Below are 20,615 nucleotides of genomic sequence, written 5' to 3'. Positions count from 1 at the left end.
GGGTTAAGGCTCCCAGTAGACGACTGGGTTGATAGGCCGGATCTGGAAGCCCAGTAATGGGTGGAGGTGACCGGTACTAATAGGCCGAGGGCTTGTCCATATTTGCTCGCGTCCACTGTGTTAGTTCTGAGGCAACGACCGTGTCTTTTCCGGTCTAATTTCATAGTGTTTCGGTGGTCATAGCGTGAGGGAAACGCCCGGTTACATTCCGAACCCGGAAGCTAAGCCTTACAGCGCCGATGGTACTGCAGGGGGGACCCTGTGGGAGAGTAGGACACCGCCGAACTCCTTTTGATGGAAAGGCCCACACCTTATGGTGTGGGCCTTTCTGCGTTTAGTGTGCTGTTTTCAAAGGGGGCGTCGTGCGCCCCCTTCTTTGTTTACAGGCGTCCCGCAGCCTTCAGGGCGAGATACGCGTCTGCCAGTGCCGGCGCCAGGTCGTCGGGGGTGGCGTCGACGACAGTGACCCCGTGCCGACGGAGTTGTTCGGCCGTGCGCTGACGTTCCGTCTGGGCCCGGGCGGCGGCAGCGGCTTCGTAGACCGCCTCGGTGTTTCCACGGGCGGTGGCCATGCGGGCGATATGGGGGTCCGCCACTGACGCCAGAAGAACTGTGTGGCGCTGTGTGAGCTGAGGGAGGAGCGGAAGCAGCCCTTCCTCGATCGGTGCGGCGTCGAGGCTCGTGAGCAGCACGACCAGGGAGCGCCGAGGCGCCGTACGAAGAGCTGTGGCTGTGAGGCCTCGGGCGTTCGTCTCGACGAGTTCGGGTTCGAGGGGAGCCATCGCGTTGACCAGGGAGGGAAGCAGGTCTTTTGCCGTGCGGCCCTGAACCAGGGCGCGTACTCCGCGGTCGTATGCGAGGAGGTCCACGCGGTCGCCTGCGCGGGAGGCGAGGGCGGCCAGGAGCAGGGCTGCGTCCATGGAGGCGTCGAGGCGGGGGGCGTCGCCGACTCGGCCTGCTGAAGTGCGGCCGGTGTCGAGGACCAAGAGGATGTGGCGGTCGCGTTCGGGACGCCAGGTGCGTACGGCGACGGCGTTTTGGCGGGCGGTGGCTCGCCAGTCGATGGAGCGGGTGTCGTCGCCCGGGACGTACTCGCGCAGGCTGTCGAACTCCGTGCCTTCGCCGCGGGTGAGAACGCTTGTGCGGCCGTCGAGTTCGCGCAGGCGGGCCAGCTTGGAGGGCAGGTGCTTGCGGCTGGTGAACGGGGGCAGCACACGGACCGTCCAGGGGGCCTTGTGGGTGCCCTGGCGGGAGAAGAGCCGGAGAGGGCCGTAGGAGCGGATCGTGACCCGGTCGGCCTGGCGGTCGCCGCGGCGGGTGGGGCGTAGGCGCGTGGTGATGCGGCGGCGTTCGCCGGCGGGGACCGTGAGGTGGTGGCGGGATGCTTCCACCTCGGTGCCCGGCTGCCAGCTGCTGGGGGGCCAGGCGTCGCGGATGTGGGCGCGGAGGGGGCGGCCTGACGGGTTGGTGATCGTGAGGGTGACGTCTGCGGTCTCGCCCAGGCGGACGGAGGTGTCGCCGGAGCGGGTCAGGCCCAGCCGTCGTACGGGAGCGGCGAGGGCGAAGTCACAGGCGCAGGCCACCGCCAAGGGGGCGTTGACCGCGAGGATGCCCGTCCAGCTGGGTTCCCAGATGCCGATGGGCAGGGAGCCCAGGGCTGCTACAAGGGCGGCTCGTCCGGTGAGGGCCATCAGCGGGGGACCGGGACGTGGGCGAGGATCGCGTTGATGACGGAGTCGGGAGTGACGCCTTCCATTTCGGCCTCCGGGCGGAGTTGCACGCGGTGGCGGAGGGTGGGGAGGGCCAGGGCCTTCACGTCGTCGGGGATAACGTAGTCGCGGCCGGTGAGCCATGCCCACGCGCGCGAGGTGGCCAGAAGGGCCGTGGCGCCGCGCGGGGAGACGCCCAGGGTGAGGGACGGGGACTCGCGGGTGGCGCGGCAGATGTCGACGACGTAGGCGGTGATCTCGGGGGAGACCGTGGTCTTGGCGACCGCCGCCCGCGCGGCCTCGAGGTCGGCCGGGCCCGCTACGGGGCGTACGCCGGCGGCCTTGAGGTCGCGGGGGTTGAAGCCCTCGGCGTGGCGGGTCAGGACGTCGATCTCGTCCTGGCGGGAGGGGAGCGGGATCGTCAGTTTGAGGAGGAAACGGTCCAGCTGGGCTTCGGGGAGGGGGTAGGTGCCCTCGTACTCCACCGGGTTCTGGGTCGCGGCGACCAGGAACGGGTCGGGGAGGAGGCGGGGTGTGCCGTCGACCGTGACCTGGCGCTCCTCCATGGCCTCCAGGAGGGACGACTGGGTCTTGGGCGGGGTGCGATTGATCTCGTCGGCCAGGAGGAGGTTGGTGAAGACCGGGCCGGGCTGGAAGGAGAACTCGGCGGTGCGGGTGTCGTAGACCAGGGAGCCCGTCACGTCGCTCGGCATGAGGTCCGGGGTGAACTGGACGCGCTTCGTGTCGAGTTCCAGCGCGGATGCGAGGGCGCGGACGAGCAACGTTTTGGCGACTCCAGGGACTCCTTCTAGTAGGACGTGTCCGCGGCAGAGGAGGGCGACGACGAGACCGGTCACGGCGGGGTCCTGGCCGACCACGGCTTTGGCGATCTCGGCGCGCAGGGCTTCCAGGGAGGCCCGGGCGCTGTCCGGGTCCCCGGTGGTCCCGGCGTTGTCAGTGGTCGGGTCCATCATGAACGGCGTACCTCTCTTTCGAGGGCGTCGAGTTGGTCGGCTAGGGAGATGAGGGCTGCGTCGTCGCTGGGCGGCGGGCCGAAGAGCAGGGAGTGCAGGGGCTGTCCGTCGCCTTCGGTTCGGAGGTGGGCGGACAGGGCGGGGAGCAGGGCTTCGGGTGCGTGCGCCTGGGTGACGGGGACGCCGACGAGGGGGGCGAGGCGGGTGCGGGTGGTGGAGCGAAGAGCGGTGGCCGCGCGGTCGCGGGCGTTGGCCTTGCGGTAGAGGCGGGCGCGGCCTTCGACGGTTTCGGAGGCGCGGATCGCCACGGGGAGTTTTTCGGGCACGAGGGGGCCGAGTCGGCGTGCCCTCCACAGGGCGGCGAGGGCTGCCGCGAAGAAGAGCTGGAGTGTGCCCCAGAGCCAGCCCGAGGGGAGCAGGTCGAGGAAGCTCTTCTCCGCATTCGGGTCGGCGGCGGAGGAGTCGGAGAGCGAGGGGAGGTACCAGACCAGATGGGGGCGGGAGCCGAGGAGTTGCAGGGCGAGCGAGGCGTTGCCCTGCTTGTCGAGGGTGTCGTTGTAGAGGATGTCGGGCGCGCCGAGCACGACGGTGTCGCCGTCCCCGGAGGCCGCCGGGACGCGCACCAGGGTGGGCAGTCGGTCGCTGGGGTAGCACTCGTCGTTGCCGGGGTGGGTGACGGTGTAGCGGATGCCGCCGGTGTCGGCGGTGCCCGCACGGCGGGCGGCAGGGAGGGCGCAGTCGGGGGAGAGCGTCGAGTCGAGGCTGGTGGCGGGATCGGCCACGACGCCGGGTGCCAGGCGCTCGACGGACCAGCTGCCGGGTGCGACGAGGATCGTGCGGCCGTCGGAGTCGGCGGTGGCGGAGCGCAGTTGGCTCTGCTGGCGGTGCGTCAGGAGGTCGGGTACGGCGACCAGGAGGGTGGTGTCGGGGCCGGTGGCGGCGCGGGCCTTGTCCAGGGTGGTGACCACGCGGGTGTCGACGCCCCGGTCGGCGAGGAGTTCGGCGACGGCCCGGCTGCCGAAGGGGTCGGCGGAGCGGGGGTCGAGGCTGCCGTGGCGTTCCGTGGAGCGGATCGCCGCGATCACCACGGCCGCGACGACGAGGATCACGACAGCGAGGACGACGCCCCGCGCGCGGGTCCACACCTGGCGCGTGGTGGGCGAGGCCGAGGTGGACGGGAGCGTGGCCTCGGCGGTCATTCGACGGCTCCCTGGCGGGCGTGCTGGTCCGCGCTGTGGCTGGTGTTCGCGGTGCTCGTGCCGCTCGCGTCGTGCGCGAGTACCGGCTTGGTGCGTTCCAGGTCGCGGTCGAGGTCGGCGATGCGGTGGTACGACTGCTCGGTCGCGGACCGGCCGCCGTATGTGACGTCGTCGAAGTCCCGGGCCGCTGAGCGCAGTCGGTCGGTGTGGGAGGGCAGGGAGCGGCCCGCTTCCGCGGCGGCCTCGTCCGCGGTGCGGCCGGGGCGGATGTCGAGGAGAGCGCGTTCCTCCAGGGAGCGGACGATGGCGCGCATGCGTTCCTGGACGGCCTGGTTCCAGTGGCCCTGGGCGGCGTGGGCCTCGGCGGCCGCGCGGTGGTCGGCGGCGCTGCGGGGGCGGTCGTCGAACAGGGCGGCGGAGGAGCTGGGATCGCGGCCGGGGGTGCCCAGGCGCCACCACAGGGCGCCGGCGACCAGGAGGACGACGGCGATGACGACGACCAGGCCGAGCGCACCTCCCGGTGTCGCGGACGAGGCGGCGTCGAACAGCTTGCTCACCCAGTCCCAGAAGGCGTTGAGGGCACGTTGGAACCAGCTGGGGTCGTTCTCGTGGTACATCCGCTTGGCCAGCTCGCGGCGGGCCGCCTCCCGCGCAGGGTCGCGCGGGGTCGTCAGCGGTGGTTCGTCGCCGGACCGTGCCATGGACAGCACCGAGCTGTTTCCGGCGCGCAGCGAAGTGAGCACTCCCCCCGGCAGGTTCACCTCATCAGCTCCCGGGAGTGGCGCCGGTGCTGTAGCCCTGCACACCGGCCGCGCGGGCCAGTTCGAGGTCGAGGGCCTCGCGGCGGATGCGCTGGTCGATGTAGAGGAGCACGGTGACGCCCGCCGAGATCGGGAAGGTGATCATGGAGCCGATCACCGAGCCGATGCCGCTGATGATGAGGAACGTCCAGCCGAGATCGCCGGTGCCGTTGACGAAGCCGCCGACGCCGTCGCCACTGAGGGCTGCGGCGAGGAAGGTGAAGGGGAGGACCACGATCGCCGCGACGATGTTCGCGATGATCCCGGCCAGCAGCTGGATGCCGAGGACCCGCCACCAGGAGCCGCGGACCAGCTTCGTGGAGCGGCTCATCGACTTCACGATGGTCTGCTTCTCCAGCATCAGCGCGGGCGAGGCCAGCGAGAAGCGGATCATCAGCCACACGGCCACGACACTCGCGCCGAGGATGCCCAGGACGGCGAGGGCGATACCGCCGCCCTCGGAGCCCGCGAGGGCCACGAGGATGCCGGGCAGGGCGCCGACCGTGATCACGCCGAAGGTGATGAGCAGCAGCAGGAAGATGAGACCGAACAGCCTGGGCACCTGCGGGCGGGCGTCCCGCCAGGCCTCACCGGTGGTGACGGGGCGGCCGAGCACGGCCCGGCTGGTGACCGTCGTGAGCAGTGCGGTCGCGACGATCGTGCCGATCAGGGAGATCAGGAAGACGACCGTGGTGCTGACCATGGTCTCGCCCAGGGCGCGCGTCACCTCGTCGGCGCTGGCGCTCGGGTCGCTGAGGGCCTCGGAGCCGGCGTTGTCGTTGAGGACGAACCCCTGGAGCAGGATGACCAGGACCTGGGTCACGACCGCGACGGTCAGCGAGATGCCCAGGACCGTGCGCCAGTAGGTGCGCATGGTGGAGACCGCGCCGTCGAGGATCTCGCCCACGCCGAGCGGGCGCAGGGGGATCACGCCGGGCTTGGCCGCGGGCGGGGGGCCGCCCCAGCCGCCGTATCCGGGGTGACCGGCGTAGCCGCCGCCCCAGCCCGGCTGCGGGCCCTGGCCTCCGGGCGGGCCGGCGGGGGGCTGGGATCCCCAGCCGCCGGGGGCGGGAGGCGGGGGAGGGGCCTGGCCCGGAGCGGTGGGGCCGGTGGGGGCGGACCACTGGGCGGCGGGCGGCTGGTCCTGGGACCACTTCGCGCCGGGGTCCTGCGAGGTGTCCGAGGGCTGCTGCGTGGGCTGCGCTGTGTCGGAGGCCGTGGTCGGCTTCGCCGCGCCGTTGGCGGCAGCCGTCTCGCCGGGCTTCGTGTCGGTGGGCTCGGTGGGGCCGGACGTGCCGGGCTCGTGCCCGTCGGACGGGGCGGATCCGGGCGAGGCCCAACCCGGAGTGTCGTTCATCGTCGCTCCTTCACGGTGCCCGTCCGCGGTCGCGGCGGCAGGTTGGCAGTCATCGTGTCATGGGGTGCTCGGCGAAGGACCAGCCGCGGTAGGGGCTGCACACCTTCAATACTCCGCGGGACAAGGGGCAGACTGACGGCATGGCTGATCAGTACGTGCAAACCGGCGAGGACAGCAAGCCCACCGAGATACCGGCGATCCGCTGGGAAGAGCCACCCGAAGGTCCTGTATTGGTGCTTCTCGACCAGACGAGACTGCCGGCCGAGGAGGTGGAACTGGTCTGCACGGACGCGTCCGTGCTGGTGGAGGCGATCCGTTCGCTCGCTGTGCGCGGGGCGCCGCTGCTGGGGATCGCGGGGGCGTACGGGGTCGCGCTCGCCGCCGCGCGCGGGTACGACGTGGACGAGGCGGCGGCCGTGCTGGCCGGGGCGCGTCCCACCGCGGTGAACCTGGGGGTCGGGGTGCGCAGGGCGGAGGCCGCGTACCGGGCGGAGCTCGCCAGGAGCGGCGATCAGGCGCAGGCGGCCGCAGCGGCGCTGGCGGCTGCGCGGGCGCTGCACCAGGAGGACGCGGCGGCCAGCTCGGCGATGGCCGAGCGCGGGCTGACGCTGCTGGACGAGCTGCTTCCGGGCGGCGGGCACCGGATCCTGACGCACTGCAACACCGGGTCGCTGGTCTCCGGCGGCGAGGGCACGGCGTTCGCGGTGGCTCTCGCGGCGCACCGGGCGGGGCGGCTGCGGCGGCTGTGGGTGGACGAGACCCGTCCGCTGCTCCAGGGCGCCCGGCTGACGGCGTACGAGGCGGCGCGCAGCGGGATGGCGTACACCCTGCTGACGGACAACGCGGCGGGTTCGCTGTTCGCGGCCGGGGAGGTGGACGCGGTGCTGATCGGTGCGGACCGGATCGCGGCCGACGGCTCGGTGGCGAACAAGGTGGGGAGCTATCCGCTCGCGGTGCTCGCGCGGTATCACCATGTGCCGTTCATCGTGGTGGCACCGCTGACCACGGTGGATCCGGACACGCCGGACGGCGCGTCGATCGAGGTCGAGCAGCGGGCCGGGCACGAGGTCACCGAGATCGCGGCGCCGCAGGTCCCGGTGGCGGGAGGTGGCGCGGGCGGCGGGATTCCGCTGGCCCCGCTGGGTACTCAGGCGTACAACCCGGCCTTCGATGTGACACCGCCGGAGCTGGTGACGGCGATCGTCACGGAGGAGGGTGTGGTGTCGCCGGTGACTGCTGAGGCCCTTGCTGAGCTGTGTGCCAGGTCCCGGCAGGTGACGATCAGCTGATCGAGGAACGGGGACGACCTGGTCCGCCGAGGCGCGAAGCGCAGACAGTAGCGACCCCATACGACTATCGTCACAGGTCAGTGACCTCTCTCACCAGCGCCCCGGTCACTGTTACGAGAATGGGATGATGTCGTTTATGAAGGGACGAGTCCTTGTCGTCGACGACGACACCGCACTTGCCGAGATGTTGGGCATCGTGCTGCGTGGTGAAGGTTTTGAGCCGTCTTTCGTAGCCGACGGCGACAAGGCGCTGGCCGCGTTCCGTGAGGCCAAGCCGGATCTGGTGCTGCTGGACCTGATGCTGCCCGGTCGGGACGGCATCGAGGTGTGCCGCCTGATCAGGGCGGAGTCCGGGGTGCCGATCGTGATGCTGACGGCCAAGAGCGACACCGTCGATGTCGTCGTGGGACTGGAGTCCGGTGCCGACGACTACATCGTGAAGCCGTTCAAGCCGAAGGAGCTCGTGGCCCGCATCCGGGCGCGGCTGCGGAGGTCGGAGGAGCCGGCGCCCGAGCAGCTCGCCATCGGGGACCTGGTCATCGACGTGGCCGGGCACTCCGTGAAGCGGGACGGGCAGTCGATCGCGCTGACGCCGCTGGAGTTCGACCTGCTGGTCGCGCTCGCGCGCAAGCCGTGGCAGGTGTTCACGCGTGAGGTGCTGCTCGAGCAGGTGTGGGGCTATCGGCACGCCGCCGACACCCGGCTCGTCAATGTGCATGTACAGCGGCTGCGCTCCAAGGTCGAGAAGGACCCGGAGCGGCCGGAGATCGTGGTGACCGTCCGTGGTGTGGGTTACAAGGCAGGGCCCAGCTGACATGTCCGGAGACAGTGCCGCTTCGTCACCCGGGCGGACCGGGGCGAATGCGGGGCGGCCTGTCGGGCGGAAGCCGGCGGGTTCCCGCTGGGGACGCTTCCTCGAGGGCGGGCTGCTTCAGGGCGGAGTCCAGGGCAGCCCGGTCCTGAGGCTGTTCATGCGCTGGGTGCGGCGGCCGCTGCTGCCCGTGATGCGGCTGTGGCGGCGCAACATCCAGCTCAAGGTCGTCGCCACGACCCTGCTGATGTCGCTCGGTGTGGTCCTGCTGCTGGGCTTCGTCGTCATCGGGCAGGTGCGCAACGGCCTGCTCGACGCCAAGGTCAAGGCCTCGCAGAGCCAGGCCACCGGCGGGTTCGCGGTGGCCAAGCAGAAGGCGGACGAGGCGGGCGCCGGGACCGACGACGCGGCCACGGCGGCCGACGACCAGTCCGACCAGTTCGTCATCGAGTGGATGAGCAACCTCGTCTACTCGCTCTCCAGCGGCGGTCAGGGCGCCTTCGACGTGGTCACCCTGCCTGTGGGCGGGGACAGCGGCAGCGGGCGCGGACCGCGCGCCTCCGGCGACGTCGACCCGACGGCCAGCGTGCCCGAGGCCCTGCGCGCCAAGGTCGACCAGAGCACGACCGCCGCCCAGAGCTACACCCGCATCAACTACGACACCGGCCAGGAGTCCCAGCCTGCCCTCGTCATCGGCAAGCAGGTCAACGACCCCAACGGGGACCCGTACCAGCTGTACTACCTCTTCCCGCTCACGCAGGAGGAGAAGTCGCTCAGCCTGGTCAAGGGCACCCTGGCGACCGCCGGGCTCTTCGTCGTCGTACTCCTCGGAGCCATCGCCTGGCTCGTGGTGCGGCAGGTCGTCACGCCGGTGCGGATGGCGGCCGGGATCGCGGAGCGGTTGTCCGCCGGGCGGCTCCAGGAGCGGATGAAGGTCACCGGTGAGGACGACATCGCGCGCCTCGGTGAGGCCTTCAACAAGATGGCGCAGAACCTCCAGCTGAAGATCCAGCAGCTGGAGGACCTGTCGCGGATGCAGCGGCGGTTCGTGTCGGACGTGTCGCACGAGCTGCGGACGCCGCTGACGACCGTACGGATGGCCGCGGACGTCATCCATGACGCGCGTGAGGACTTCGATCCGATGACCGCGCGGTCGGCGGAACTGCTCGCGGACCAGCTGGACCGGTTCGAGACGCTGCTCGCGGATCTGCTGGAGATCAGTCGCTTCGACGCGGGCGCGGCGGCGCTGGAGGCGGAGCCGATAGACCTCAGGGAGGTCGTGCGGCGGGTGGTCGGCGGGGCCGAGCCGCTCGCCGAGCGCAAGGGCACGACGATCCGGGTGCTCGGCGATCAGCAGCCCGTCGTCGCGGAGGCCGATGCCCGGCGGGTCGAGCGGGTGCTGCGCAACCTCGTGGTCAACGCCGTTGAGCACGGCGAGGGCAAGGACGTCCTGGTCAAGCTGGCGGCGGCCGGCGGGGCGGTCGCGGTCGCCGTGCGCGACTACGGCGTCGGACTCAAGCCCGGCGAGGCGACCCGCGTGTTCAGCCGCTTCTGGCGAGCCGACCCGGCACGCGCGCGTACCACCGGCGGGACCGGCCTCGGGCTGTCCATCGCCCTGGAGGACGCGCGGCTGCACGGCGGCTGGCTGCAGGCGTGGGGTGAGCCGGGCGGCGGTTCGCAGTTCCGGCTGACGCTGCCCAGGACGGCCGACGAGCCGCTCAGGGGCTCGCCGATACCGCTGGAGCCCAAGGACTCGCGACGCAACCGTGGACTGGACGACGCCGGTCTGCCGCGCGGGGGCGCGGACAAGGCGGCCACCGTGCCGGTCCAGCCGACGAGCGGCCAGGTGACCTCACGGGATCCGATAGCGCCGCGGACAGGCGCCGCGACACCTACGGCCGACCCGACCGCGCTGCCCGGCAACGGCTCCCGCGTGGTGCCGCGGCCCGCATCGAGCGGGCGCCGGCAGGACGGCGCGTCCACCGCGGAGGGCGGTGAGGGCGCGAGCCGTTCGAACGACGGCTCGCAGGAGTCGTACAAACAGCAGGGGGAGGCCTTCCGTGGACGCTGACCGCGAAGGGAGCGGCCGGCGCACGCCGGGGCGCGCGGTGGCGTACGCCGCGTGCGGGGTCGTACTGCTGGCGGGGTGCGCCTCCATGCCGGACAGCGGTGATCTGCGCGGGGTGGACTCCACGCCCCGGCAGGACACGCCGGTGCGGGTCTTCGCGATGCCGCCGCAGGAGGACGCCGAGCCCACGGACATCGTCCAGGGCTTCCTCGAGGCGCTGACCAGCGACGATCCCAACTATGAGACGGCCCGCAAGTATCTGACCCCGGCCGCGCAGAAGAAGTGGGAGCCGGGCCTGTCCACCACGGTGCTCGACGACGGGCCCGGCGCCGACATCGTGCGGCCCGCCGACCGGGAGCAGGCCGACGGCACCTGGTTCACGTTGATCGGCACCAAGGTGGCCGTCGTGGACGCGCAGCAGTCGTACGCGCCGACGTCCGGGCAGTACCGGGAGACCGTGCACCTGGTGCAGGACAAGAAGACCAAGCAGTGGCGGATCGACAGCCCTCCCCAGGGTGTTGTCATGGGGAAGTCGGACTTCCAGCGCAACTACGTGGCCGTCAATAAGTACTACTTCGCTTCGGAGGCCAAGGCGCCGGCCGTTCCGCAGACGGTGGCCGTCGCCGACCCGGTGTATGTGCGTGAGCGGGTGGATCCCGTCACGCAGGTGGTGCGCTCGCTGCTCAACGGGCCGACGCGGTGGCTCGACCCCGTCGTCAGGACGAGCTTTCCCACGGGTACCGCCCTCCAGAAGGGGACGTCGTCGCTGACCCCCGACGACCGGGGTGCGTTGACCGTGCCGCTCAACGACAAGGCTGGGCACGTCAGTTCGGACCGGTGTCGAGCCATGGCGGCTCAGCTGCTGTTCACCTTGCAGAACCTCGCGCCGGCCGTGGAGACGGTCGAACTGCAGGCCGACCGCAGGCCGTTGTGCTCCGCCGACGGGGACGATGCCAACGGCGTTGCCCAGCGCGGCTCGGTGGAGAAGCCGGTGTCCCTGTACTTCGTGAACGGTGAGCACCGGCTGGTTCGGATGCCCGCGGTTCCGGCCGGCGGCGACACGAAGGCCGAGCCGGTGCCGGTGCCCGGTGCGCTCGGCGACGGCGACAAGGACCTGCGGTCGGTGGCCGTCTCGCGGGACGAGCACATGGCCGCCGGTGTCTCTCTCGACGGCAGGTCGCTGTACGTCGGGTCGCTGGTGTCGGGCGGCTCGCTCGGGGACCCGGTGCTGGTCAGCAGCGGCAAGGCGGCCGAGGACCGGCTGACCACGCCCAGTTGGGACATCGAGGGCGATCTGTGGGTGGCCGACCGTAATCCCGCCGATCCGCGGCTGCTGTTGTTCAAGGAGGGCGCGGGCAAACCGCTGAAGGTGGAGACTCCCGGGCTCGACGGGCGGATCAAGGACCTGCGGGTGGCGGCGGACGGGGTGCGGATCGCGCTCGTCGTGCAGAAGGGTGGCAAGCAGTCGCTGTACGTGGGGCGGATCGAGCGCGAGGGCAGGATCGGCGACGCGCGGAGCGTGTCGGTGCGGGAACTGCGCTCCACCACGCCGGATCTGGAGGAGGTCACGACCATGTCCTGGGCCGGCGACAGCAGGCTCGTGGTGGTCGGGCGGGAGCAGGGCGGAGTGCAGCAGACGCGGTACGTCCAGGTCGACGGATCCACGCCCGAGGGCCCGCCGCCGGCCGCGCTGACGGGCGTCAAGGAGGTCGCCGCGTCGGAGGACGACGATGTGCCGTTGGCCGCGTACTCGGAGGACGGGATCGTACGGCTGCCGGCGGGGGCGCAGTGGCAGAAGGTGGATGCGGACGGGACGGCGCCGGTGTATCCGGGGTGACGGGGTCGCGGTGACCGGGCCACGGTGACGGTGCCCGTTCGCGGGAGCGTGTTGTGGGGAGCGGCTGCTTTTGCCGGGGGAGGCCCTGGTGGGGGCGGCCGCTTTTGTTGTGTGTGGGGGTGGTGGGGCGGATTCGATGACGGCGGATGGATTCCGGGTGCTCGTCCTTCGGAGGCCGAATGGCGGGGGCGCTGAGAGGCGGGGGTAATTCGTTGTATGGGGTCGGCATTTGATGTGGGAACTGCTGTTCGGATAGATGGCGGGGTTTTCCACAGGGGGTTTTCCACAGGGGTGGTCGGCCGGCTCCCGTGTTGGCACAGTGGTGGGCATGTGGGGGTGGTGGCAGGACCTCACCGATCTGGTGCTGCCGGCCGAGTGCGGAGGCTGCGGGAGGCCTCGCACGGCGCTCTGTCCTGAGTGCCGTGCCGCCCTGGAAGGGGCCGCACCGCGCCGGGTTCGACCGGTGCCGGAGCCGCCCGGACTGCCGGTCGTGCATGCGGCGGCTCGGTATGCGGATGCGGTGCGGGCGGTGCTGCTGGCGCACAAGGAGCGGGGCGCTCTGGGGCTCGCGGGGCCGCTCGGTTCGGCGCTGGCGGGAGCTGTGTGGGCCGGGGTGCGGGAGGTGTGCGAGACGGGCGACGAGGGAGCGGTCCGGGGGCGGGTGCTGTTGGTCCCTGTGCCGTCCGCGCGGCGGGCCGTGCGGGCCCGGGGGCATGACCCGGCCCGGCGGATCGCCCTCGCGGCGGCGGGAGAACTGCGGCGGGCGGGGATGCCGGCGCGAGTGGTGGCCGTACTGCGGCAGCGGAGGGGCGTGGCCGACCAGTCGGGGCTCAACTCCCGTCAGCGGATGGACAACCTCGCCGGTGCGCTGACCGTGGTGCCGGGCGGCGGGCGACTGCTGTCCCAAGGACTGGTCGTGCTGGTCGACGACCTGATGACGACGGGGGCGACCTTGGCGGAGGCGGCCCGGGCGGTAAGGGAGGCAAGGGAGGGGGAACGGCTGGGGTACCGGAGTGCGGGGGCCGGGGTGCGTGGGGAACAGCGCGGGCTCGGGGTTCGCGAGGGGTGGGCCGGCCCTCGTGGCCAACAGGCTTGGTCTCGTGATGAACAGATGGCGGCGGGGCGCCGTGATCAACGGCAACAGGGGGTTGTCGGAGGACCTGACAGGAGGGGCGGACGCGGTGAGCTGTGGCAGTCCGAGCCGGGGGCGGAGGCCGGCCGTCGGCAGTCGGAGTCGGAGAGGTGGAGTGCTGACGCGCAGGCGGCCATCGACGGCTGGCGGGAGCGGGCGAGGGCGGTGAGGGATGCGCGGGATCTTCGTGGGCAGGCGGTGAGGGATGAGCGGGCTGATCAAGGACAGACGGAGTCGGGTGAGCTGCCCGCTCCCGGGCGACCCGGGGCAGGTGCGAGCCACGGTGGACGGACGCAGGGGCCGAGCGGGGATCGCAAGGTGCGGGGAGTGGGTGGATGCGGGAGTGACGGGGCGAGCCTCGTGTACACGGCCGCAACACGGGAAAACATGAGGGACCGGATGATCGCAGGGACCGAGGAGGACGCGGCCCGGGAGCGCTGCCAGGGTGCGGCGGACGCCGGTGGCGTCCGTGACCTGATCTGCGCGGCTGTGGTCGCGGCCTCGCCGGATTCCTCCGAGATAAACCGGAACTGACTGTGAAGTTGCATCGTTGCAGGTTGTGAGAGGGCCAATTCACCTGAACGGAGGTACGCCGCGGTAGAGGGTGACGACATCCGTCCGGGCGAGATATGTTCGGTTGTGAGAGAAAGGCGCAGGCCACACCTCACTAATCCGAATGCCGTGCCGCGGGATTTCCATCATCACCCGCGCCGGTGGAATGGAGATCTTGCCCGCGGGGGAGGAGGTGGAAGTCACCGAGTCCGAGGTTCCGGGGCTCACCGGAGCTTGGTGCAAAAGGGAGATGCTCCGCATCGAGGCGGAGCGATCCGGGAACGGAGTTCTGCGTGGACATCGTCGTCAAGGGCCGCAAGACCGAGGTGCCCGAGCGGTTCCGCAAGCACGTGGCCGAGAAGCTGAAGCTGGAGAAGATCCAGAAGCTCGATGGCAAGGTGATCAGCCTCGACGTCGAGGTGTCCAAGGAGCCGAACCCCCGACAGGCCGACCGTTGCGACCGAGTGGAGATCACGCTCCGCTCCCGCGGTCCGGTGATCCGGGCGGAAGCGGCAGCCAGCGACCCGTACGCGGCACTCGACCTGGCAGCGGAGAAGCTGGACGCCAGGCTGCGCAAGCAGCACGACAAGCGCCACACGCGGCGCGGCGCACGCCGGCTCACGGCGGCCGAGGTCCCGGACCACGTCCCGGACGCGGCGACCCTCAACGGCAACGGTCACCCCGTGCACGAGGACGAGCCGGAGGGCGTACCCACCAAGAGGATCGGCTCGCTGGAGATCAAGGGCGAAGGCCCCCTGATCGTCCGCGAGAAGACCCACGTCGCCTCCCCGATGACTCTCGACCAGGCGCTCTACGAGATGGAACTGGTCGGGCACGACTTCTATCTGTTCGTCGACTCCGAGACCAAGGAACCGAGTGTCGTCTACCGGCGGCACGCCTACGACTACGGCGTCATCCACCTGAGCACGGACCCGATGGTCGCCCGGGCGCACTCTCCCGCGCCCGGTGGCACGACGGGGAGCTGACCCTCCCGGATGACAGCTGACGGGTGCCCCTGGAGCGCGTGTGCGCCCCCAGGGGCACCCGCGTGCGACCGTTTCGCGCCTCGCTCTGTCATCTCACTGTCGTCCGGGCATGAAATCATGGCCGTACCGGCCCAACCGGTGGGTCGTTGCCTTGGGTTGGCGATGGCACGAACCAGCCACAGCCTTCAGGGGGAGGAACGATGGCGGACAGCTTCGGACCGCTGCGCGGCGAGGGCGCCGACGACGGCGTCGACGACATGGGCGCGGACGCGGGCTCTCCACGCAAGGAACCCATCCGGGTCCTGGTCGTCGACGACCATGCGCTCTTCCGGCGGGGACTGGAGATCGTGCTCGCGGCCGAGGAGGACATCCAGGTCGTCGGCGAGGCGGGCGACGGCGCGGAGGCCGTGGACAAGGCCGCCGACCTGCTGCCGGACATCGTTCTGATGGACGTGCGGATGCCCAAGCGGGGCGGCATCGAGGCCTGCACCTCCATCAAGGAGGTGGCACCCAGCGCCAAGATCATCATGCTGACGATCAGCGACGAGGAAGCCGACCTCTACGACGCGATCAAGGCCGGCGCGACCGGATACCTCCTCAAGGAGATCTCCACGGACGAGGTCGCCACCGCGATCCGCGCGGTGGCCGACGGGCAGTCGCAGATCAGCCCCTCCATGGCGTCGAAGCTGCTCACCGAGTTCAAGTCGATGATCCAGCGGACCGACGAGCGCCGGCTGGTGCCTGCGCCGCGGCTGACCGACCGGGAGCTGGAAGTCCTCAAGCTCGTCGCCACCGGGATGAACAACCGTGACATCGCCAAGGAGTTGTTCATCTCCGAGAACACGGTGAAGAACCATGTGCGCAACATCCTGGAGAAGCTTCAGCTGCACTCCAGGATGGAGGCCGTCGTCTACGCGATGCGCGAGAAGATCCTAGAGATCCGCTAGCGCCTTCACGAGGGGCTCGCGGAGCTCCGGGGCGTCCACCCGCTCCACGCGTACGTCCGCGCAGTCCACCCAGCTCGCCGCCTCGGCCAGGGCCTGCGCCACCGCCGGGACCGCCTTCGGGCCGTCCAGCGTGACCTGCCGGGCCACCAGCGTGCCGCCCTCGCGGGCCGGGTCCACGCGGCCGACCAGACGGCCACCGGCCAGCACCGGCATCGCGAAGTAGCCGTGGATCCGCTTGGGCTTGGGGACGTAGGCCTCCAGGCGGTGGGTGAAGCCGAAGATCCGCTCCGTGCGCGCGCGTTCCCAGATCAGGGAGTCGAACGGGGACAGCAGGGTGGTGCGGTGGCGGCCGCGCGGGGGCGTCTCCAGGGCCGCGGGGTCGGCCCAGGCCGGCTTGCCCCAGCCCTCGACGGTCACCGGTACCAGGCCGGAGTCGGCGATCACCGCATCGACCTGTTCGCCCTTCAGGCGGTGGTAGTCGGCGATGTCCGCGCGGGTGCCGACACCCAGGGACTGGCCCGCGAGACGGACCAGGCGGCGCACGCACTCGGTGTCGTCCAGCTCGTCATGGAGCAGGTCGGCGGGGACGGCGCGCTCGGCGAGGTCGTACACCCGCTTCCAGCCGCGGCGCTCCACGCAGACCACCTCGCCGTACATCAGGGCGCGTTCGACGGCGACCTTGGTGCCGGACCAGTCCCACCACTCGCTGGTCCTCTTCGCGCCGCCCAACTCCGTGGCGGTGAGGGGGCCTTCGGTGCGGAGCTGCTTGACGACCTGGTCGTAGGTGCCCTCGGGGAGCTGGTGGTTCCAGTGCGGGCGGGCCCGGTAGGCGCGGCGGCGGAAGGCGAAGTGGGGCCATTCCTCGATGGGGAGGATGCAGGCCGCGTGCGACCAGTACTCGAAGGCGTGGGGGCGCGGCTGTGGCGCGCCGGGGGAGGCGGTGGTCCAGTAGGCGTCCTCCACCGTTCTGCGGCCCACCGCGCCGAGACGGGCGTACGGGATCAGCTCGTGGGAGCGGGCGAGCACCGAGATGGTGTCGAGCTGGACCGCGCCGAGGTGGCGGAGGACGCCACGGACTCCGGCCCGCCGGTCGGGAGAGCCCAGGAAGCCCTGGGCGCGCAGCACGATACGACGGGCCTCGTCGGCCGAGAGGTCGGTGGTGGGACGCGGGGTCGTCATGGGTCGGAACGATAGAGGCAGGCACTGACAGCGCGAGGCGACCTGCGGATTCGCCGAGGCGGGGTCAGCGGAGCGGGGTCACCGGGGCGCCGGCAGGTACTGCGCGGTCGACGGCAGGCCCAGGTCGGAGGGGAGCAGTGCGCCGATCCAGCAGTCCCGGCGGATGCCCTCGTGGGCGATGCCGGAGCGCATGACGCCTTCGACGACGAAGCCGGCGCGCTCGGCCACCGCGCGGGAGGGCTCGTTGCCCACTTCGGCGCGCCACTCCACGCGGTCGACGGACAGCTCGGTGACGGCCCAGCGGGAGGCGGCGAGGACGGCCTCGGTGACGTAGCCCTTGCCGCGGTGTTCCTTGACGGCCCAGTAGCCGATCTCGGCCGTGGCCGACCCCCGCATGGTCAGACCCAGCATGCCCACCAGGTCCTCCCCTTCGGGGAGGAAGAGACCCCAGGTGAACATCGTGCCGTCCGCCCAGCCCTGCGGGACCAGCTGCTCGGTGAAGCCCTGGGCGTGCTCGGGCAGGTACGGCGAGGGGATGGTCGTCCAGCGCAGGATGTCGGGATCCTGGACGGCGGCGAGCACGGTTTCGGTGTCCTGCGGGCCGGGCGTGCGCAGCAGCAGGCGGTCTGTCGTGAGGGTTACGGGCTCCATCGGCTGATTCTGCTCAGGTGTTCGGTGGAGGCGCCATCGGTTTAGCTGTGAGTGAGCGGACCATCACAATTCGCGCAATTCGTGAGCGGGGCGCGGCACCATCGGCGTTCCTCGTCCGTTGTCACCTTTGAAGCAGATTTGAAGATGCTGACAGTCGGCGTACCCGGCAGGCCTCCCGGCCTGGCGGTGTCCTCGCATACGATGGCCGTTGCTCAGTAAGTGAAATGGAAACCGACCGTCCCAGGCCCGACCGGCAAGGAGACCAACCCCCGTGTCCGTCCTCTCGAAGATCATGCGTGCAGGCGAAGGCAAGATCCTGCGCAAGCTGCACCGCATCGCGGACCAGGTCAACTCCATCGAAGAGGACTTCGTCGACCTCTCCGACGCCGAGCTGCGGGCCCTCACCGACGAGTACAAGCAGCGGTACGCCGACGGTGAGAGCCTGGACGACCTGATGCCCGAGGCGTTCGCCACCGTGCGCGAAGGTGCCAAGCGCGCCCTCGGCCAGCGCCACTACGACGTGCAGATCATGGGCGGCGCCGCCCTGCACCTCGGCTATGTCGCCGAGATGAAGACCGGTGAGGGCAAGACCCTCGTCGGCACCCTGCCCGCGTACCTGAACGCGATCTCCGGCAAGGGCGTCCACCTCATCACGGTCAACGACTACCTGGCCGAGCGCGACTCCGAGATGATGGGCCGCGTCCACAAGTTCCTCGGCCTGAGCGTCGGTTGCATCCTCGCCAACATGACGCCGGCCCAGCGCCGCGAGCAGTACGCGTGCGACATCACCTACGGCACGAACAACGAGTTCGGCTTCGACTACCTGCGCGACAACATGGCCTGGTCCCAGGACGAACTCGTCCAGCGCGGCCACAACTTCGCCATCGTCGACGAGGTCGACTCCATCCTCGTCGACGAGGCCCGTACGCCGCTGATCATCTCCGGCCCGGCCGACCAGGCCACCAAGTGGTACGGCGACTTCGCCAAGCTGGTCCTGCGCCTGAAGAAGGGCGAGGCGGGCAACCCCCTCAAGGGCATCGAGGAGACCGGCGACTACGAGGTCGACGAGAAGAAGCGCACGGTCGCCATCCACGAGTCCGGCGTCAGCAAGGTCGAGGACTGGCTGGGCATCGACAACCTCTACGAGTCGGTGAACACCCCTCTGGTGGGCTACCTGAACAACGCCATCAAGGCGAAGGAGCTCTTCAAGAAGGACAAGGACTACGTCGTCATGGACGGCGAAGTCATGATCGTCGACGAGCACACCGGCCGTATCCTCGCCGGCCGCCGCTACAACGAGGGCATGCACCAGGCGATCGAGGCGAAGGAAGGGGTGGACATCAAGGACGAGAACCAGACCCTCGCCACGATCACCCTCCAGAACTTCTTCCGCCTCTACAAGCGCCACGACCACAACGGCAAGGAACAGCCCGGTCTGTGCGGCATGACCGGTACGGCGATGACCGAGGCCGCCGAGTTCCACCAGATCTACAAGCTCGGCGTGGTCCCGATCCCGACGAACCGCCCGATGATCCGCAAGGACCAGTCGGACCTGATCTACCGCACCGAGGTCGCGAAGTTCGAGGCGGTCGTCGACGACATCGTCGAGAAGCACGAGAAGGGCCAGCCGATCCTCGTCGGCACGACGTCGGTCGAGAAGTCCGAGTACCTCTCGCAGCAGCTGTCCAAGCGCGGCGTCCAGCACGAGGTGCTGAACGCGAAGCAGCACGACCGGGAGGCGACGATCGTCGCCCAGGCGGGCCGCAGGGGCGCGGTCACCGTCGCCACGAACATGGCCGGCCGTGGTACCGACATCAAGCTCGGCGGCAACCCCGAGGACCTCGCCGACGCGGAGCTGCGCCAGCGCGGCCTCGACCCCGAGGAGCACATCGAGGAGTGGGCGCAGGCCCTGCCCGCCGCCCTGGAGAAGGCCGAGCAGGCCGTCAAGGCCGAGAAGGAAGAGGTCGAGGCACTCGGCGGCCTCTACGTGCTCGGCACCGAGCGGCACGAGTCGCGCCGTATCGACAACCAGCTGCGCGGTCGTTCCGGCCGTCAGGGCGACCCGGGCGAGTCCCGCTTCTACCTCTCCCTCGGCGACGACCTGATGCGCCTGTTCAAGGCCCAGATGGTCGAGCGCGTGATGTCGATGGCGAACGTCCCGGACGACGTGCCGATCGAGAACAAGATGGTCACGCGCGCGATCGCGTCCGCCCAGTCGCAGGTCGAGCAGCAGAACTTCGAGACCCGTAAGAACGTCCTGAAGTACGACGAGGTCCTCAACCGGCAGCGCGAGGTCATCTACGGCGAGCGCCGCCGCGTCCTGGAGGGCGAGGACCTGCAGGAGCAGATCGTCCACTTCATGGACGACACCATCGACGCGTACGTCGCGGCGGAGACCGCCGAGGGCTTCGCCGAGGACTGGGACCTCGACCGGCTGTGGGGCGCCTTCAAGCAGCTCTACCCGGTGAAGATCACCGTCGAGGAGCTGGAGGACGCGGCGGGCGACCGCGCGGGTCTGACCGCCGAGTACATCTCCGAGTCCATCAAGGACGACATCCACGAGCAGTACGAGGCGCGTGAGACGCAGCTCGGCTCCGAGATCATGCGTGAGCTGGAGCGCCGGGTCGTGCTGTCGGTCCTGGACCGCAAGTGGCGCGAGCACCTCTACGAGATGGACTACCTCCAGGAGGGCATCGGCCTTCGTGCGATGGCCCAGAAGGACCCGCTGGTCGAGTACCAGCGCGAGGGCTTCGACATGTTCACCGCCATGATGGAGGGCATCAAGGAGGAGTCCGTCGGCTACCTGTTCAACCTGGAGGTCCAGGTCGAGCAGCAGGTCGAGGAGGTCCCGGTCGAGGACACCGTGCCGTCGCTCGACAAGAAGGACGCGGTGCCCGCGCAGGCCGGTGCGCGTCCGGAGATCCGGGCCAAGGGACTCGACGCTCCGCAGCGCCGGGACCTGCACTTCTCCGCGCCGACCGTGGACGGCGAGGGCGGTGTCGTCGAGGGCGAGTTCGCCGACGACGACGAGCCGGTGCGCTCCGAGGCGGACGGCCTCACGCGCGCGGAGCGCAGGAAGCAGTCCCGCGGCCGGGGGCGGCGCAAGAAGTAGTTCAGTCTGACG

The 20,615-nt window shown here is 70.4% G+C and carries 15 protein-coding genes, 2 rRNA genes and 1 pseudogene; 11 read left to right on the top strand and 7 right to left on the bottom strand.

Annotation, left to right across the window (positions count from 1 at the left end; all coding sequences use genetic code 11):
• A 23S ribosomal RNA gene (locus tag H295_RS0130255) occupies positions 1-100 on the top strand; the annotation flags it as partial.
• A 69-nt stretch (positions 101-169) separates the two neighbouring features.
• Positions 170-286 (top strand): 5S ribosomal RNA (gene rrf / locus H295_RS0130250).
• A gap of 94 nt (positions 287-380) precedes the next feature.
• Here rrf and H295_RS0130245 read toward each other — a convergent pair.
• The 5 genes from H295_RS0130245 to H295_RS0130225 form a co-directional block, all read right to left on the bottom strand.
• Positions 381-1,691, bottom strand: a complete 1,311-nt coding sequence (locus H295_RS0130245; protein WP_020139088.1) for a DUF58 domain-containing protein — start codon at positions 1,689-1,691, stop codon at positions 381-383.
• A complete protein-coding gene (locus H295_RS0130240) occupies positions 1,691-2,680 on the bottom strand; it encodes an AAA family ATPase (RefSeq protein WP_020139087.1) in 990 nt (329 codons plus the stop codon). Before H295_RS0130240 ends, H295_RS0130245 begins: the two co-directional genes overlap by 1 nt.
• Positions 2,680-3,882, bottom strand: a complete 1,203-nt coding sequence (locus H295_RS0130235; protein ID WP_020139086.1) for a DUF4350 domain-containing protein — start codon at positions 3,880-3,882, stop codon at positions 2,680-2,682. The genes H295_RS0130240 and H295_RS0130235 overlap by 1 nt, the downstream gene beginning before the upstream one ends.
• A complete protein-coding gene (locus H295_RS0130230; protein ID WP_078616784.1) occupies positions 3,879-4,583 on the bottom strand; it encodes a DUF4129 domain-containing protein in 705 nt (234 codons plus the stop codon). The genes H295_RS0130235 and H295_RS0130230 overlap by 4 nt, the downstream gene beginning before the upstream one ends.
• Before the next feature lie 64 nt (positions 4,584-4,647).
• Complete coding sequence (locus tag H295_RS0130225; protein WP_020139084.1) at positions 4,648-6,039, bottom strand: glycerophosphoryl diester phosphodiesterase membrane domain-containing protein; 1,392 nt, start codon at positions 6,037-6,039, stop codon at positions 4,648-4,650.
• 140 nt (positions 6,040-6,179) lie between these two features.
• On the opposite strand from H295_RS0130225, the gene mtnA reads away from it, so the two are divergent.
• The 8 genes and pseudogenes from mtnA to H295_RS0130190 all read left to right on the top strand — a co-directional run bounded on the left by mtnA (position 6,180) and on the right by H295_RS0130190 (position 15,661).
• Positions 6,180-7,328, top strand: coding sequence for an S-methyl-5-thioribose-1-phosphate isomerase (mtnA, locus tag H295_RS0130220; protein WP_028809881.1), 1,149 nt, complete (start codon positions 6,180-6,182; stop codon positions 7,326-7,328).
• A 124-nt stretch (positions 7,329-7,452) separates the two neighbouring features.
• Positions 7,453-8,142, top strand: a complete 690-nt coding sequence (mtrA, locus tag H295_RS0130215; RefSeq protein WP_187283109.1) for a two-component system response regulator MtrA — start codon at positions 7,453-7,455, stop codon at positions 8,140-8,142.
• 1 nt (position 8,143) lies between these two features.
• Positions 8,144-10,210, top strand: coding sequence for an MtrAB system histidine kinase MtrB (mtrB, locus tag H295_RS0130210; RefSeq protein WP_028809880.1), 2,067 nt, complete (start codon positions 8,144-8,146; stop codon positions 10,208-10,210).
• Positions 10,200-12,044 carry an LpqB family beta-propeller domain-containing protein gene (locus tag H295_RS0130205; protein ID WP_020139081.1) on the top strand — a complete coding sequence of 615 codons (1,845 nt, stop codon included), beginning with the start codon at positions 10,200-10,202 and terminating at the stop codon, positions 12,042-12,044. Before mtrB ends, H295_RS0130205 begins: the two co-directional genes overlap by 11 nt.
• A gap of 328 nt (positions 12,045-12,372) precedes the next feature.
• Positions 12,373-13,030 (top strand): annotated as a pseudogene (locus H295_RS48080) (ComF family protein); the annotation flags it as partial.
• A gap of 545 nt (positions 13,031-13,575) precedes the next feature.
• On the top strand, positions 13,576-13,710 hold the full coding sequence (locus H295_RS48450) for a hypothetical protein (protein ID WP_267974098.1): 135 nt from the start codon (positions 13,576-13,578) through the stop codon (positions 13,708-13,710).
• 311 nt (positions 13,711-14,021) lie between these two features.
• Positions 14,022-14,714: a ribosome hibernation-promoting factor, HPF/YfiA family gene (hpf, locus tag H295_RS0130195; protein ID WP_020139079.1), complete on the top strand. Its 693-nt coding sequence runs from the start codon at positions 14,022-14,024 to the stop codon at positions 14,712-14,714.
• Positions 14,715-14,914: 200 nt separating this feature from the next.
• Positions 14,915-15,661: a response regulator gene (locus H295_RS0130190; RefSeq protein ID WP_020139078.1), complete on the top strand. Its 747-nt coding sequence runs from the start codon at positions 14,915-14,917 to the stop codon at positions 15,659-15,661.
• Here H295_RS0130190 and H295_RS0130185 read toward each other — a convergent pair.
• Positions 15,647-16,840, bottom strand: a complete 1,194-nt coding sequence (locus tag H295_RS0130185) for a winged helix-turn-helix domain-containing protein (protein ID WP_020139077.1) — start codon at positions 16,838-16,840, stop codon at positions 15,647-15,649. The two genes, H295_RS0130190 and H295_RS0130185, sit on opposite strands and share 15 nt — an antisense overlap.
• A 78-nt stretch (positions 16,841-16,918) precedes the next feature.
• Positions 16,919-17,491: a GNAT family N-acetyltransferase gene (locus tag H295_RS0130180; protein WP_020139076.1), complete on the bottom strand. Its 573-nt coding sequence runs from the start codon at positions 17,489-17,491 to the stop codon at positions 16,919-16,921.
• 271 nt (positions 17,492-17,762) lie between these two features.
• On the opposite strand from H295_RS0130180, the gene secA reads away from it, so the two are divergent.
• Entirely contained in the window at positions 17,763-20,603 is a 2,841-nt protein-coding gene (gene secA, locus H295_RS0130175; RefSeq protein WP_020139075.1) for a preprotein translocase subunit SecA, read from the top strand.
• Positions 20,604-20,615: the final 12 nt, after the last annotated feature.

Source organism: Streptomyces sp. 351MFTsu5.1 (genome assembly GCF_000383655.1).
GTDB lineage: Bacteria > Actinomycetota > Actinomycetes > Streptomycetales > Streptomycetaceae > Streptomyces > Streptomyces griseorubiginosus.
This window is presented reverse-complemented; position numbering and strand designations above follow the sequence as displayed.

Excerpts from the sequence above, each read along its gene's own strand:
- mtrB (WP_028809880.1), top strand. The coding sequence starts at position 8,144 with ATGTCCGGAGACAGTGCCGCTTCGTCACCCGGGCGGACCGGGGCGAAT.
- H295_RS0130185 (WP_020139077.1), bottom strand. The coding sequence starts at position 16,840 with ATGACGACCCCGCGTCCCACCACCGACCTCTCGGCCGACGAGGCCCGT.
- H295_RS0130235 (WP_020139086.1), bottom strand. The coding sequence starts at position 3,882 with ATGACCGCCGAGGCCACGCTCCCGTCCACCTCGGCCTCGCCCACCACG.
- H295_RS0130245 (WP_020139088.1), bottom strand. The coding sequence starts at position 1,691 with ATGGCCCTCACCGGACGAGCCGCCCTTGTAGCAGCCCTGGGCTCCCTG.
- mtrA (WP_187283109.1), top strand. The coding sequence starts at position 7,453 with ATGATGTCGTTTATGAAGGGACGAGTCCTTGTCGTCGACGACGACACC.
- H295_RS0130190 (WP_020139078.1), top strand. The coding sequence starts at position 14,915 with ATGGCGGACAGCTTCGGACCGCTGCGCGGCGAGGGCGCCGACGACGGC.
- H295_RS48450 (WP_267974098.1), top strand. The coding sequence starts at position 13,576 with ATGATCGCAGGGACCGAGGAGGACGCGGCCCGGGAGCGCTGCCAGGGT.
- H295_RS0130225 (WP_020139084.1), bottom strand. The coding sequence starts at position 6,039 with ATGAACGACACTCCGGGTTGGGCCTCGCCCGGATCCGCCCCGTCCGAC.
- H295_RS0130240 (WP_020139087.1), bottom strand. The coding sequence starts at position 2,680 with ATGGACCCGACCACTGACAACGCCGGGACCACCGGGGACCCGGACAGC.
- H295_RS0130180 (WP_020139076.1), bottom strand. The coding sequence starts at position 17,491 with ATGGAGCCCGTAACCCTCACGACAGACCGCCTGCTGCTGCGCACGCCC.
- mtnA (WP_028809881.1), top strand. The coding sequence starts at position 6,180 with ATGGCTGATCAGTACGTGCAAACCGGCGAGGACAGCAAGCCCACCGAG.
- H295_RS0130230 (WP_078616784.1), bottom strand. The coding sequence starts at position 4,583 with ATGGCACGGTCCGGCGACGAACCACCGCTGACGACCCCGCGCGACCCT.